Source organism: Actinophytocola sp. (assembly GCF_035762905.1).
Taxonomy (GTDB): Bacteria; Actinomycetota; Actinomycetes; order Mycobacteriales; family Pseudonocardiaceae; genus DASYTH01.
Genome location: NZ_DASUCC010000067.1, coordinates 65,245 through 81,996, shown reverse-complemented (window position 1 = coordinate 81,996; position 16,752 = coordinate 65,245). Strand labels below are relative to the sequence as shown.

The 16,752-nt window shown below is 75.1% G+C and carries 1 protein-coding gene; it reads left to right on the top strand.

Annotated elements, in window-relative coordinates; translation table 11 throughout:
- Positions 1-5 precede the first annotated feature (5 nt).
- Complete coding sequence (locus VFV67_RS13375; protein WP_326470060.1) at positions 6-16,748, top strand: type I polyketide synthase; 16,743 nt, start codon at positions 6-8, stop codon at positions 16,746-16,748.
- The last annotated feature ends 4 nt before the right edge of the window (positions 16,749-16,752 follow it).

Here is a 16,752-nt window from a genome sequence, read left to right as displayed (position 1 = left end):
TGGATGTGTTGCGTGGTGGGGGATCGCTGGACCGGGTGGATGTGGTGCAGCCGGTGTTGTGGGGGGTGATGGTTTCTCTTGCCGAGTTGTGGGGATCGGTGGGGGTTTCGCCGGCTGCGGTGGTGGGGCATTCGCAGGGGGGGATCGCGGCGGCGTGTGTGGCGGGGGTGTTGAGTCTTTCGGATGGGGCGCGGGTGGTGGCGCTGCGGGCACGCGCCATTGCCGAGGTGTTGTCGGGTCATGGGGGGATGGTTTCCCTTGCGGTGTCGCGGGATGCCGCGGCGGAGCTGATCGGGCCGTGGGGTGCGGCGTTGTCGGTGGCGGCGGTGAACGGGCCGGGCTCGACCGTGGTTTCGGGTGATGTCGGTGCGTTGGACGAGTTGTTGGGGGTGTGTGCGGAGCGGGAGCTGCGGGCCAAGCGGATCCCGGTGGACTACGCGTCGCATTCGGTGCAGGTGGAGGGGATCCGGGATCGGTTGCTGGGCGAGTTGGCGGGGGTGGCGCCGGGGTCGGGGTCGGTGCCGTTCTACTCGGCGGTGACCGGGGGCCGGGTCGACGGGTCCACATTGGACGCCGGGTACTGGGTGGACAACCTGCGGCACACCGTGCTGTTCGAGCCGGCCACCCGGACCCTGCTGGCCGAGGGGCGCTCGCTGTTCCTGGAGATCAGCCCGCACCCGGTGCTCACCGCGGGCGTCGCCGACACCATCGAGGCGGCCGGCGCCACCGCCGCCGCGCTGGACACCCTGCATCGCGACGACGGCGGGCCCCGGCGCTGGCTGACCGCGTTGGCGCAGGCGCATGTGCACGGCATCGCCGTGGACTGGGCGGCGGTGTTCGCGCCGTGCGGCGGGCGGATCGTCGAACTGCCCAGCTATGCCTTCCAGCGCAGGCGGTACTGGCTGGACACGGTGGCGCCCGGGCCCGCGCCGGCCGGCGACGGGCCGTCCTGGTTCTGGGACGCGGTCGAACGCGAGGACCTGGACGCGCTCACCGCCATGCTGGACATCAGCGGCGAGACCCCGCTGTCCGCCGCGCTCGCCTCGCTGTCCTCCCGGCACCGCCGGGAGCGCGAACGATCCACTGTGGACTCCTGGCGCTACCGGATCGACTGGCGCCCGGCCGATCCGACGCCCGCCCCGGCGCCCGGAACCTGGTTGGTCGCGTTGCCCGCCACGCCCGGGCGGGCCGGCCTGGTGACCGGCGTCCTGGACGCGCTGGCCGGCGCCACCGTGCTGCGCCTTCCGGTCGAGGCCGGGGCCGACCGGGCCGGGCTGGCCGAGCGGATCCGCGAGCTGACCGGGGACGCGCGCCCGGACGGGGTGCTGTCGCTGCTGGCGCTCGACGAGGACCCGCATCCCGGTGCGTCCAGCGTCCCGGTCGGGCTGGCCGCGACCGTGACCCTGTTGCACGCACTGCGCGACGCCCGGGTCGAGGCCCGGCTGTGGTGCCTGACCAGCGGCGCGGTGCAGACCGGCCCGGCCGACCCGGTGACCCGCCCGGTGCAGGCCCTGATCTGGGGCTTGGGCCGGGTCGCCGCGCACGAATATCCGCACTGGGGCGGGCTGGTCGACGTGCCCGAGGAACTGGACGGCTGGACCGCCCGACGACTGGCCGCCGTGCTGGCCGGGACCGAGGAGCACCAGGCCGCGATCCGCCGCACCGGCGTGCTGGTGCCCCGGCTGGCCCGCGCCGCGCTGGACGGCCGGCCGGCCCCCGCCGTCTGGACGCCGGCCGGCACCGTGCTGATCACCGGCGGCACCGGCGGCATCGGCGGGCACGTGGCCCGCTGGCTGGCCCGCAACGGCGCCCCGCACCTGCTGCTGGCCTCCCGTCGAGGCGCCGCCGCGCCGGGCGCGGCCGAGCTGGTCGAGGAGCTGACCGGGCTCGGCGCCCGGGTCACCCTGGTCGCCGCCGACCCGGCCGACCGCGCGGTGCTTGCCGAGCTGCTCGCCGGCATCCCGGCCGAGTACCCGCTCACCGCCGTCTTCCACACCGCCGGGGTGGCCGACTCGAGCATCATCGACTCGCTCGGCCTCGACCGGATGGACGTCGCGCTGCGCGCCAAGGTCGCGGCCACGGTCAACCTGCACGAGCTGACCGCCGGCCTCGACCTGACCGCGTTCGTGCTGTTCTCCTCGCTGGCCGGGATCTTCGGCTCGGCCGGCGACGGCAACTACGGCCCGGGCAACGCCTTCCTGGACGCCTTCGCCCAGTACCGCCGGGCGCAGGGCCTGCCGGCCACGTCGATCGCCTGGGGCTCGTGGGACGGCCCGGGCATGGCCGACGGCCCGATCGGTCAGGCGGCCAACCGGCACGGCATTCCGTGGATGGCGCCCGAACTGGCGATCGCCGGCTTGCAGCAGGCGCTGGACCACGACGACACCGCGATCGCCGTCGCCGACCTCCGGTGGGAGATCTTCACCTACTTCTACACCGCCATGAACCCCAGCCGGCTGCTCACCGAGCTGCCGGACGTGCGGCGGCTGGCCCCGGCCGAACCGGCGCCGGGCGTGACCGCCGAGCCGGACTCGGTTGCCGGGCGGCTGGCCGGGATGCCGGTCGCCGAGCGCGGCCGCACGCTGCTCCAACTGGTCCGCGAGCAGGTCGCGCTGGTGCTCGGCTACGACTCGCTCGACCCGGTCGAACCCGGCCGGGCGCTGCAGGACCTCGGGCTGTCCTCGGCCGGATCGGTCGAGCTACGCAACCGGCTCACCCTGGTCACCGGGCTGCGGATGCCGGCGACGGTCGCCTTCGACCACCCGAACTGTGCCGAGCTGGCCCGGTTCCTTGCCGGCGAGCTGTTCGGCGGCGCGCAGTCCGAGCCCGAGGTCGCCGGTCCGGTCGCCGCCGCCGACGACCCGATCGTGATCGTCGGGATGAGCTGCCGGTATCCGGGCGGGGTGCGCTCGCCGGAAGACCTGTGGGAGCTGGTGCGCACCGGTACCGACGCGATGACCACGTTCCCGGACGACCGCGGCTGGGACATCGAGGCGCTCTACCACCCGGACCCGGACCAGCCGGGCACCAGCTACGCCCGCGAGGGCGGGTTCGTGGCCGACGCCACCGGGTTCGACGCCGGGCTGTTCGGCATCTCGCCGCGCGAGGCGCTGGCCATGGACCCGCACCAGCGACTCCTGCTCGAGGCCGCCTGGGAGGTCTTCGAACGGGCCGGGATCGACCCGCTGTCGTTACGGGGCAGCCGGACCGCCGTGTATGCCGGCACCGGCGGCCAGGACTACCTGGTCATGCTGGCCGGATCGGCCGAGGGCGCCGAGGGCTACCTGGCCACCGGCGGATCGCCGAGCGTGGTGTCCGGCCGGGTGGCCTACTCGTTCGGGCTGGAGGGCCCGGCGGTCACCGTGGACACCGCGTGCTCCTCGTCGCTGGTCGCGCTGCACCTGGCGGCGCAGGCGCTGCGCGCCGGGGAGTGCGATCTCGCGCTGGCCGGCGGGGTGAACGTGCTGGCCAGTCCGAGCGTGTTCGTCGAGTTCAGCCGGCAGCGCGGGATGGCCGCCGACGGCCGGTGCAAGTCGTTCGCCGCGGCCGCGGACGGCGCCGGCTGGGGCGACGGCGTCGGCCTGCTGCTGGTCGAGCGGCTGTCCGACGCGCGCCGCAACGGCCACCGGGTGCTGGCCGTGCTGCGCGGCTCGGCGATCAACTCCGACGGCGCCTCGAACGGCCTGTCCGCGCCGAACGGCCCGGCCCAGCGCCGGGTGATCCGGGCGGCGCTGGCCAACGCGGGGTTGGCACCGTCCGATGTGGACACCGTGGAGGCGCACGGCACCGGGACCACGCTCGGTGATCCGATCGAGGCGCAGGCGCTCCTGGCCACCTACGGGCAGGACCGGGAGCAGCCGCTGTGGCTGGGCTCGGTGAAGTCCAACATCGGGCACACCCAGGCCGCCGCGGGCGTCGCCGGTGTGATCAAGATGGTGTTGGCCATGCGGCACGGGGAGCTGCCGGCCACGCTGCACGTGGCCGAGCCGTCGCCGCACGTGGACTGGTCGGCCGGCGCGGTCGAGCTGTTGACCGAGAACCGGCCGTGGCAGCGCGACCGGCCGCTGCGGGCCGGGGTGTCCTCGTTCGGGATCAGCGGCACCAACGCGCACGTGATCATCGAGCAGGCGCCGGCGGCCGATGAGCCGGCTACCACACCGGCCGAGCCGACTGCCGAGCCGGCCGGGGTGCTGCCGTGGCTGGTCTCGGCGGGCTCGGCGGACGGGCTCGCCGCCCAGGCCGGCCGGCTGGCCACCCGGGTGGCCTCGGATCCGGCCCTGCGCCCGGTGGACGTGGCCCACTCGCTGGTGGCCTCCCGGGCCGACCTGGACTACCGGGCGGTGGTGCTAGCCGCCGACCGGGAGGGATTCCTGGCCGGGCTGGACGCGCTGGCGAACGGCCGGCCCACGCCCGGGGTGGTGCGCGGGCTCGCCGAGTACGGGCAGACCGCGTTCCTGTTCTCCGGTCAGGGTTCTCAGCGCGCCGGCATGGGCAAGCAGTTGTACGAGACCTACCCGGTGTTCGCCGACGCCTTGGACGCGGTCTGCGCCCGGCTCGACCCGGAACTCGACCGTCCGCTCCGGGACGTCCTGTTCGCCGACCCCGACCAGTTGAACCAGACCGTGTACACGCAGGCGGGGTTGTTCGCGCTTGAGGTGGCGCTGTTCCGGCTGGTGGAGTCCTGGGGTGTCGCCCCGGACTTCCTGCTGGGGCATTCCATCGGTGAGTTGGCTGCCACATATGTGGCAGGTGTCCTGTCCTTGGACGATGTCTGCATTCTTGTCGCTGCGCGCGGAAAGTTGATGCAGGCGCTGCCCACCGGTGGGGCGATGCTGGCCGTGCAGGCCACCGAGGCCGAGGTGTCGGCTGCGATCGCCGGGCTGGCAGACCGGGTGAGCATCGCGGCGGTCAACGGACCGACCTCGGTGGTGATCTCCGGTGACGCCGGGGTGATCGAAGAGTTGGCGCCGCGCTGGGCGAAGACCAAGCGGCTGACCGTGTCGCACGCCTTCCACTCGCCGCACATGGACCCGATGCTGGCCGAGTTTGCGGCGACCTGCGAAACCCTGACCTACCACCCACCCCGGATCCCCGTGGTGACCGCCGGGGACGTCACCGACCCGGCGTACTGGGTGCGACACGTGCGCGACGCGGTGCGGTTCGCCGACGGCGTGGCCACGTTGAAGTCCAACGGGGTCACCAGGTTCCTCGAGTTGGGCCCGGACGGCGTGCTGTCCGCCATGGTCGGCGACGGTGCTGCGGTCCCGGTCCTGCGGGCCGGGCGGGACGAGGTGCAGACCCTGCTCACCGCCGTGGCCACCGCACACGTGCACGGGGCGGCGGTGGACTGGTCCGCGCTGCTGCCCGCCGGGCGCCGGGTCGAGCTGCCCACCTATGCCTTCCAGCGCAAGCGGTTCTGGCCCTCGCCCGCCGCGCCGCCCGTCACGCCCACTGTGGACTCATGGCGGTACCGGGTGGACTGGCGGCCGCTGGCCGACCGGGCCACCGGGTTGTCCGGCACCTGGCTGGTCGCCGGTTCGGAACCCGGGCTGGCCGATGCCCTGCGTGCGGCCGGGGCGGACGTGGTCGAGACCGACCCGGACGCCGAGGCGCTGCGGGCGGCCGGTCCGGTGGCCGGGATCGTGGTGCCGGGCGGGCAGGTCCGGTCGGTGCTCGCCGTGCTGCGGGCCGGGATCGAGGCGCCGGTGTGGGCGCTGACCCGGGGGGCGGTGTCCACCGGCGCCGCCGATCCGGTCACCGACCCGGAGGCGGCCATGGTGTGGGGGCTCGGGCGGGTGGCCGCGCTGGAGCACCCGCACCGGTGGGGCGGCCTGGTGGACCTGCCGGCCGAGCTGGACGAGCCGGCCGCCGCCCGGCTGGCGGCCGTGCTGGCCGGCGGCGGCGAGGACCAGGTCGCGATCCGGCCCGGCGGCGGGTTCGCTCGGCGACTGGTCCGCGCGCCGGGTGGCGCCGGCCGGCCGGAGTGGCGGCCGCGCGGTCCGGTGCTGGTCACCGGCGGCACCGGGGCACTCGGCGCGCAGGTGGCTCGATGGCTCGCCGGCCGGGGCGCCCGGGAGCTGGTGCTGCTCAGCCGGCGCGGTCCGGCCGCGCCCGGCGCGCCGGAACTGGTCGCCGAGCTGGCCGAACTCGGGACCACCGCGACGGTCGTGGCCTGCGACGCCGGCGACCGGGACGCACTGGCCGCCGTGCTGGCCGAGCACCCGGTGGACGCCGTCGTGCACACCGCGGGCGTGCCGGCCGACGGCGTGCTGGAGACGCTGACCCAGGACCGGCTCGACGCCGCGCTGCGCGGCAAGGCGGTCGCCGCCGCACACCTGGACGAGCTGACCGCCGGTCTGGACCTGAGCGCGTTCGTGACCTTCTCGTCGATGGCCGGCACGGTCGGCGGCGCCGGGCAGGCCGGCTACGCCGCGGCCAACGCCTACCTGGACGCGCTGGTGCAGCGCCGCCGGGCGGCGGGCCTTGCCGGCACCTCGATCGCCTGGGGCGCCTGGGCCGGCGCGGGCATGGCGGCCGACGCCGCCGCGGCCGGCCGGATCAGCCGCGCCGGGGTCCCGCCCATGCCCCCCGAGCTTGCGCTGACCGCGCTGGGCCGGGCGCTCGACGACGGAGACGGCTGCCTGCTGGTGGCCGATGTGGACTGGCCGCGGTTCGCCGCCGGCTTCGCCGCGGCCCGGCCGAGCCCGCTGATCGCCGATCTGACCGGAACCCACCCGGCGGACGCGGGCTCGGCCATCGCCACCGTGGCCGGCCAACTGTCCGGGCTCGGCCCGGCCGAGCGGGACCGGCTGGTGCTCGACCTGGTCCGGTCCAACGCGGCGCTGGTGCTCGGCCACGACTCGGCCGAGGCGATCGAGGCCGGCCGCGCCTTCCGCGACCTCGGGTTCGACTCGCTGACCGCACTGGAGCTGCGCAACCTCCTCGGCGCGGCCACCGGGCTGGCCCTGCCGGCCGGCCTGGTCTTCGACTACCCGACGCCGGCCGCGCTGGCCGGGCACCTGCTCGGCGAACTCGGCGGCGCGACGGGCGACGACGGCCCGGTCGCCCCGGCCGGGCCGGTGTCCGACGACCCGATCGCGATCGTGGGAATCAGCTGCCGGTTCCCCGGCGGGGTCGCCTCGCCCGAACAGCTGTGGGAGCTGGTGTCCGCCGGGACCGACGCGATGTCCGGATTCCCCACCGACCGAGGCTGGGACACCGACGCGCTGTACCACCCGGACCCGGACCACCCCGGGACCTCCTACACCAGCCAGGGTGGCTTCCTGGACGCCGCCGGCCGGTTCGACGCCGGGCTGTTCGGGATCTCCCCGCGGGAGGCGCTGGCCATGGACCCGCAGCAGCGGCTGCTGCTGCAGGCCTGCTGGGAGGCGTTCGAGCGGGGCGGGATCGACCCGCTGTCGGTGCGCGGCAGCCGCACCGGGGTGTTCGTCGGCACCAACGGCCAGGACTACGGCGCGCTGCTGCTCGCCTCGGCCGAAGAGGTGGACGGTCACCTCGGCACCGGCAACGCGGCCAGCGTGCTGTCCGGCCGGGTGGCCTACGCGTTCGGGCTGGAGGGCCCGGCGCTGACCGTGGACACCGCGTGCTCGTCGTCCCTGGTGGCGCTGCACCTTGCGGTGCAGGCGCTGCGCTCGGGGGAGTGCACGCTGGCGGTGGCCGGCGGCGTGACCGTGCTGGCCAACCCGGCGGTGTTCGTGGAGTTCAGCCGCCAGCAAGGACTTTCGGTGGACGGGCGGTGCAAGGCGTTCGCGGCCGCGGCGGACGGCACCGGCTGGGGCGAGGGCGTCGGGGTGCTCCTGGTGGAGCGGCTGTCCGACGCGCGGCGGCACGGACACCCGGTGCTGGCGCTGGTGCGCGGCTCGGCGGTGAACTCCGACGGCGCGTCCAACGGGCTGACCGCGCCGAACGGGCCGGCGCAGCAGCGGGTGATCCGGGCGGCACTGGCCGGGGCCGGGCTGGCACCGTCCGATGTGGACGCGGTGGAGGCGCACGGCACCGGCACGAAGCTCGGCGACCCGATCGAGGCCGAGGCGCTGCTGGCGACGTACGGGCGGGACCGGGACCGGCCGCTGTGGCTGGGCTCGATCAAGTCGAACATCGGCCACACCCAGGCGGCGGCCGGGGTCGCCGGTGTGATCAAGATGGTGCAGGCGATGCGGAACGGCGTGCTGCCGAGGACGCTGCACGTGGACGCGCCCACGCCGCACGTGAACTGGTCGGCCGGTGCGGTCGAGTTGCTGACCGAGAACCGGCCGTGGGACACCGGTGACCGGCCCCGGCGCGCGGCGGTGTCGTCGTTCGGGGTGAGCGGCACCAACGCACACGTGATCATCGAGCAGGCCCCGCCGGCCGGTGCGCGGGCGGGCGGACGGCCGGACCCGGCGGAACCGGCGGAACCGGCCGCCCGGCCCGTCGTGCCGTTGGTGCTGTCGGCGAACTCGGCGGAGTCGTTGCGGGGTCAGGCGGAGCGGCTGCTGGCCACGCTGGCCGGCGCCGACGGGGTGGGCCCGGTGGACCCGGTGGACGTGGCGTGGTCGTTGGCGACCACCCGGGCCACGCTGGCGCATCGGGCCGTGGTGCTCGGCGCCGATGTGGCGGAGTTGCGCGGCGCCCTGGCCGCGCTGGCCGAGGGCACCGAGCCACCGGGCGTGGTGTCCGGGGTGCCACGGGGGTCGTCGGGTGTGGTGTTCGTGTTCCCGGGGCAGGGTTCGCAGTGGGTGGGGATGGCCGCCGAGCTGTTGGAGTCTTCGGAGGTGTTCCGGGCGCGGCTGGAGGAGTGCGAGCGGGCGCTGGGCGAGTTCGTGGACTGGTCGTTGCTGGATGTGTTGCGGGGTAAGGGATCGCTGGACCGGGTGGATGTGGTGCAGCCGGTGTTGTGGGCGGTGCTGGTGTCGCTGGCCGAGCTGTGGCGGTCGGTGGGGGTGCTGCCTGCCGCGGTGGTGGGGCATTCGCAGGGGGAGATCGCCGCGGCGTGTGTTGCCGGGGTGTTGAGTCTTTCGGATGGGGCGCGGGTGGTGGCGCTGCGGGCGCGGGCCATCGCCGAGGAGCTTTCCGGGCTGGGCGGAATGGTGTCGCTTGCGCTGTCGCGGGATGACGCGGCGGAGCTGATCGGGCCGTGGGGTGCGGCGTTGTCGGTGGCGGCGGTGAACGGGCCGTTGTCGACGGTGATCTCCGGTGATGTGGCGGCGGTGGACGAGTTGCTGGCCGTGTGTGCCGAGCGGGAGGTGCGGGCCAAGCGGATTCCGGTGGACTACGCCTCGCATTCGGTTCAGGTGGACCGAATTCGGGATCGGTTGCTGGCGGAGTTGGCCGGGATCGAGCCGCGGGCGGGCTCGGTGCCGTTCCACTCGGCGGTGACCGGCACCCGGGTGGACGGGACCCTGCTGGACGCGGCGTACTGGGTGGACAACCTGCGGCACACCGTGCTGTTCGAACCCGCCACCCGGGCGCTGATCGATGGCGGGTGCACCGCTTTCCTTGAGGTGAGCCCGCATCCGGTGCTCACCGGCGCGATCACCGAGACCCTCGAGTCGGCTGAGGTGCCGGGCACGGTGCTGGACACGTTGCACCGCGACGACGGCGGATCCCGGCGCTGGCTGACCGCGCTGACCGAGGCGCACGTGCACGGTTTGCCGATCGATTGGGCCGGTGTGCTGGCTCCGCTCGGCGGACGCCGGATCGATCTGCCCACCTATGTCTTCGATGAGCGGACGTACTGGCCGCGGCCGCTGCCGGCGCCGGCCGGAGCGCCGGAGGACGCCGGGTTCTGGGCGGCGGTGGACTCCGGTGACGTCGCCGGGATCGCCGGAACGCTGGGCCTGGACGGCGAAGCCGGGTTGGCCGCGCTGCTGCCGGCGCTGTCCGCGTGGCGGCGTGGCCGGCACGAGACGTCCATTGTGGACGGATGGCGGTATGCGGTGGACTGGCGGCCGATCGAGCAGGGTGGGCCGGCGCGGCCGGGCGGCACCTGGCTGGTCGTGGTCGAGCGGGCCGGACATCCGGTCGTCGCCGCGTTGCGTGGCCGGGGTGTCGAGGCGGTCGAGGTGATCGCCGCCGAGGACCGGCAGGGGATGGCCGCGGCGATTCGGCCGGTGCTGACCGGCTCCGGGATCGCCGGGGTGCTCGCGGTGTTGGGGCTCACCGGGAGTGTGGCGTTGGTGCAGGCGCTTGGCGACCTCGAGGTGGCGGCGCCGGTGTGGTGTGCCACCAGGGGTGCGGTGTCCACCGGGCGGTCGGATCCGCTGACCGATCCGGATCAGGCGCTGGTGTGGGGGTTCGGGCGGACGGCCGCGCTGGAGTCGCCGCGGCGGTGGGGCGGGCTGGTCGACCTGCCGGAGGTGCTCGACGACCGGGCGGCCGGACGGCTGACCGCCGTGCTGGCGGGTACCGAGGACCAGGTCGCCATCCGGGCGTCCGGGGTGTTCGCCCGCAGACTGCGCCGGGCTCCCCGGCCGGGCGGGCCGGCGCGGCCGGAGTGGGTGCCGTCCGGGCCCGTGCTGGTGACCGGGGGGACCGGCGCGCTGGGCTCCGAGGTGGCCCGGTGGCTGGCCGGCCGGGGAGCCAAGCAGCTGGTGCTGACCAGCAGGACCGGACCGGACGCCCCGGGCGCCACCGAGCTGGTCGCCGAGCTGGCCGGGCTCGGCGCCGAAGCGATCGTCGTTGCCTGCGACGTCGCCGACCGGGCCGCGCTGGCCGGTCTGCTCGCCGAGCACCCGCCCGCCGCGGTCGTGCACACCGCCGGGGTGGCCGGTGCGGTGCCGGTGCCGGAGCTCGGTGCGGACGATCTGGTCGAGGCGCTGCGCGCCAAGGTGACCGGCGCGGCCAACCTGCATGAGCTGCTTGCCGGCGTCGAGCTGGACGCGTTCGTGCTGTTCTCCTCGATCGCCGGGGTGTGGGGCAGCGGCGGTCAGGCCGGCTACGCCGCCGCCAACGCCTACCTGGACGCGCTGGCCGAGCACCGCAGGGCGGCGGGACTGACCGCCACCTCGGTGTCCTGGGGCGCCTGGGCCGACGCCGGCATGGCTACGCGCGGCGCCGCGCCCGCGCACCTGACCCGGCGCGGGCTGAACCCGATGCCGGCCCGGCTGTGCCTTGCGGCGCTGAGCATCGCGGTCGAGCACGACGAGACCTGCCTGACCGTGGCCGATGTGGACTGGAGCCGGTTCGCCCCGACGTTCACCTCCGCCCGGCCCAGCCCGCTGCTCGCCGAGCTGCCCGAGGCGCGCGCGGCCGAGCCGACCGAGGACCCGGCCGCCGGGCCGGGCCTCGCCACGGTGCTTGCCGGGGTGCCGGCCGCCGAGCACGGGCACGTCGCGCTGGAGCTCGTCCGCCGGGAGACCGCCACCGTGCTCGGCTATCCGGATCTCGACGCGGTGGCGGCCGAGACGCCGTTCAAGGACCTCGGCATCGACTCGCTCACCGCGGTCCGGACCCGCAACCGGATCGCCGCCGCCACCGGGCTGCGGCTGCCGACCACGCTGCTGTTCGACTACCCGACCCCTCGGGCGCTGAGCCGGTTCCTGCTGGACCGGATCGCCGGCCCGGTCCAGCGGGAACGGGCCCAGGCCGACCGGGCGGCGGCACCGGACGAGCCGATCGCGATCGTGGCGATGAGCTGCCGCTATCCGGGCGCGCACTCCCCGGAGCAGCTGTGGGAGCTGCTGGCCACCGGCACCGACGCGATGACCGCGCTGCCGGCCGACCGCGGCTGGGAAGGACTGCTGGGCGACGCTCCCGGTCTCGCTGGTGGGTTCGTGCCGGAGGCCACCGAGTTCGACGCCGGGCTGTTCGGCATCTCGCCCCGCGAGGCACTGGCCATGGACCCGCAGCAGCGGCTGCTGCTCGAGGCGTCCTGGGAGGTGCTCGAGCGCGCCGGGGTCGACCCGGAGGGGTTGCGCGGCACCGACACCGGCGTGTTCGTCGGGGCGTCCGCCTCCGGCTACGGCGCGGGCGCGCAGGTCCCCGAGGAGGTCGCCGGGCACGCGCTGACCGGCAGCGCGGGCAGTGTGATCTCCGGGCGGGTGGCCTACACGTTCGGGCTGGAAGGCCCGGCGCTGACCGTGGACACCGCGTGCTCCTCGTCGCTGGTGGCGCTGCACCTGGCCACCAAGGCGCTGCGCACGGGGGAGTGCTCGCTGGCCCTTGTCGGTGGGGTGGCGGTCATGGCGCTGCCCGCCGCGTACGCCGAGTTCGCCCGGCAGGGCGGGCTGGCCGGCGACGGCCGGTGCAAGTCGTTCGCCGCCGCGGCCGACGGCACCGGCTGGGGCGAGGGCGTCGGCGTGCTCCTGGTGGAGCGGCTCTCCGACGCCCGGCGCAACGGCCACCAGGTCCTGGCGCTGGTGCGGGGGAGTGCGGTGAACTCCGACGGCGCGTCCAACGGGCTGACCGCACCGAACGGGCCGGCGCAGCAACGGGTGATCCGCGCCGCCCTGGCCGGCGCCGAGCTGGCACCGTCCGATGTGGACGCCGTGGAGGCGCACGGCACCGGGACCACGCTCGGCGACCCGATCGAGGCCACCGCACTCCTGGCCACCTACGGGCAGGGCCGAAACACCCCGCTGTGGCTGGGCTCGGTGAAGTCCAACATCGGGCACACCCAGGCCGCCGCCGGGCTGGCCGGCGTGATCAAGATGGTGTTGGCGCTGCGGCACGGGATGCTGCCGCCGACCCTGCACGTGGATGAGCCCACGCCGCACGTGGACTGGTCGGCCGGCGCGGTCCGGCTCCTGACCGAGGCCACGCCCTGGGCGGCGAACGGTCGCCCGCGCCGGGCCGGCGTGTCCGCCTTCGGGATCAGCGGCACCAACGCGCACGCGATCATCGAGGAGTTCACGCCGGCCGCCGAGCCGCCGGCCACCCCGGCTGTCGAGCCGCCGGTTACCCCGCCCGCCGTGGTGCCGTGGGTACTGGCCGCGCGGTCGGCCGACGCACTGCGCGAGCAGGCGCTGCGGTTGCGGTCCCATTTGGCCGGGCCGGCCGAGTTGGACGTGGTCGGTACCGGGCGGGCGCTGGCAACCGGCCGGGCGGTGCTCGGGCACCGCGCGGTGGTGCTCGCCGCCGACCGCGATGGCTTCCTGCGCGGGTTGACCGACCTGGCCGAGGACCGGCCCGGCGACACCGTGCTGCGCGGCACCGGCTCCCGGGGTCGGCTGGCGTTCATGTTCTCCGGTCAGGGTTCCCAGCGCGCCGGCATGGGCAAGCAGTTGTACGAGACCTACCCCGTGTTCGCCGACGCGCTGGACGCGGTCTGCGCCCGTTTCGATACCGACCTGGATCGCCCGCTGCGCGAGGTGATGTTCGGCGAGTCGGAGTTGCTCGACCAGACCATGTACACCCAGGCGGGGTTGTTCGCCCTTGAGGTGGCGCTGTTCCGCCTGTTGGAGTCCTGGGGTGTCACCCCGGACTTCCTGCTGGGGCATTCCATCGGTGAGTTGGCTGCCACATATGTGGCAGGTGTCCTGTCCTTGGACGACGTCTGCATTCTTGTCGCTGCGCGCGGAAAGTTGATGCAGGCGTTGCCCACCGGTGGGGCGATGCTGGCCGTGCGGGCCACCGAAGCCGAAGTGCTGGAAGCGATTGCCGGGCTCGAAGATCGGGTGGGGATCGCGGCGGTCAACGGGCCGACCTCGGTGGTGATCTCGGGTGATGCCGAGGTGATCGAGGAACTGGCGCTGCGCTGGGCCAAGACCAAGCGCCTGACCGTGTCGCACGCGTTCCACTCGCCGCACATGGATCCGATGCTGGCCGAGTTTGCGGCGATCTGCGAAACCCTGACCTACCACCCACCCCGGATCCCGGTGGTGACCAACGGTGACGTCACCGACCCCGAGTACTGGGTGCGGCACGTGCGCGACGCGGTCCGGTTCGCCGACGGCGTGAACACGTTGCGGGACAAGGGTGTCACGACATTCTTGGAGCTGGGTCCGGGCGGTGTGCTCACTGCGCTGGTCCCGGATGGGGGCGCGATTCCCACCCTGCGGACCGGGCGGGACGAACCGGAGGCCCTGCTGCGGGCGCTGGCCCGGCTGCACGCCGAGGGGATCCGCCCGGATTGGGGCACGATCTTCGCCGGGTGGGGCGGCGGCCGGGTCGAGCTGCCCACCTACCCGTTCCAGCGCGAGCGGTACTGGCTGCACCCGGACACCGGCCGGCCCGACCCGGTCCGGCAGTGGCGCTACCGGGTCGGCTGGCGGCCGGTGCCGGAACCGCCGGTCCCCAACGAAACCGGCCGCTGGCTGGTGGTGCACACCGGCGACATCGGGGCCGTCGAGCCGCTCCGCGCGCACGGGCTGGACTTCGTGGCGGTGTCCGTGTGCCCCGGCGACGACCGGGACGCGTGCGCCCGGGCCCTGCTGCGCACCGTCGACTCGGCCCAGCGGCTCACCGGCGTGATCTCCACCGTGGCCGGCACCGGCGGGGTCGGCCTGACCGTGGCGCTGGTCCAGGCGCTCGGCGACATCGGCGTGGCCGCCCCGCTGTGGTGCCTGACCCGCGGCGCGGTCGCGACCGGCGAGTCCGACCGGGTCACCGCCCCGGACCAGGCCGCCGTCTGGGGCCTCGGCCGGGTGGTCGCCCTCGAGGAACCGCACCGCTGGGGCGGGTTGATCGACCTGCCCGAGCAACTCGACGAGCGGGCCGCCGGGCGGCTCGTGGCGCTGCTGGCCGGCGGTGCCGGCGCCGAGGACCAACTCGCCGTGCGCGCCGGTGGGGTGTTCGCCCGCCGGCTGCTGCGCGCCGAGCCGGCCGGCCCGCCGGCCGCACCGTGGCGGCCGGCCGGCACCGTGCTGGTCGCCGGCGGCACCGGCGCCCTCGGCGCCCGGGTCGCCCGCTGGCTGGCCGCCCGCGGCGCCGAGCACCTGGTGCTGCTCAGCCGGCGCGGCCCGCGGGCGCCCGGCGCCCCGGAGCTGATCGAGGAGCTGAGCGCCGCCGGCACCGCGGTCACCGTCACCGCCTGCGACATCGCCGACCGGGAGGCACTGGCCGAGGCGATCGCCGCGATCCCGGCGCACGCCCCGCTGACCGCCGTGCTGCACGCCGCCGGGGACACCGACGACGGCGAGGTCGCCGCGCTGACCCCGGACCGGCTGGCCGCGGTGCTGTCCGCCAAGCTCACCGGCGCCTGGAACCTGCACGACGCCACCCGGCACCTGGACCTGTCCGCCTTCGTGCTGTTCAGCTCGGCGGCCGGGGTGTGGGGCGGTGGCCGGCAGGGCGCGCACGCCGCCGCGAACGCCGGGCTGGACGCGCTCGCCGCGTACCGCGCCGGGGTGCTCGGCCTGCCCGCCACCGCCGTGGCCTGGGGCCCGTGGGCCGACCCGGCCGGCATCTCCGGCGGGCCGGGCGTGCCCGAGCGGCTCGCCCGGCGCGGCCTCATCCCGATGGCACCGGAGCCGGCCATCGCCGAGCTGGCCGCCTGCGTGGACCATCAGGAGACCGGCCTGACCGTCGCCGACGTGGACTGGGGCCGGTTCGTGCCGGCGTTCAGCACGGCCGGACACCGGCCGCTGTTCGACGACCTGCCCGAGGTGCGCCCGGCGGCCGCCGCCGGTCCGCCCGCGGACACCTCCGCCGAGCTGCGCCGCAGGCTGGCCGGACGATCCGCGCCGGACCGGGCGGCGATCCTGCTCGACCTGCTGCGCTCCGCCGCGGCCGGCGTGCTCGGCCACCGGGACAGCACGCCGATCGAGCCCGACCGCGCGTTCCTCGAGCTCGGCTTCGACTCGCTCACCGCGCTCGAGCTGCGGGACCGGCTGCGTGCCGAGACCGGGCTGGGGCTGCCCGGCAACCTGCTCTTCGAGCACGACACGCCGAACGCCCTTGCCGCCCACCTGACCGAGGCGCTGGCCGGCGACGGTCCCGCGCCGGACGGCGAACCCGCGCTCGGCATCTCGCCGACCGACCGCAACCCGGTCGGCCTGCTGCACTCGCTGTACCGGCAGGCGCACGCGGACGGCAAGGTCATCGAGTTCCTCGACCTGCTCGGCGACGCGGCCAAGTTCCGGCCGAAGGCCGCATCGGTGGCCGAGACCGGCACCCCGGCCCGGCTGGTCCGGCTGGCCAGCGGCCCGAAGAAGCCCGGCCTGATCTGCTGCAGCGGCACCACCGCGGCCGGTGGCGCGCACGAGTTCGCCCGGCTGGCCGCGGTGCTGCGCGGCGAGCGGGACGTGAGCGCCGTGCCGCAGCTCGGCTACGGCCGGGGCGAGCTGTTGCCGGCCGACCGGGAGGTCGCCCTGCAGTGGCAGGCCGAAGCGGTGCTGGAGCACACCGGCGGCGAGCCGTTCGTCCTGTTCGGACACTCCGGCGGCGCCATCCTCGCGCACACGCTGGCCCGGCACCTCGAGGCGCTCGGCACCCCGCCGGCCGCACTGGTCATGGCCGACATCTACACCTTCGACCACGAGTCGCTGATCGAGTGGACCGACGAGATCTCCGCGGGCGTGTTCGACCGGGAACGGGTGTACGTGCCGATGGACGACATCCGGCTCACCGCGATGGCCTGGTACGGAAAGATTTTCTGGGAATGGGAGCGGGTGGACATCGCCGCGCCCACGCTGCTGGTCCGGGCCGCCGAGCCGCTCGGTGCCACCTCCGACGACGACAGCTGGCGCAGCTCGTGGGAGTTCGCGCACACCGTGATCGACGTCCCCGGCAACCACTTCACGATGACCGTCGAGCACGCCGAGACGACCGCACTCGCCGTCAACCGCTGGATAGCAGAGGTGTTGTGAGAAA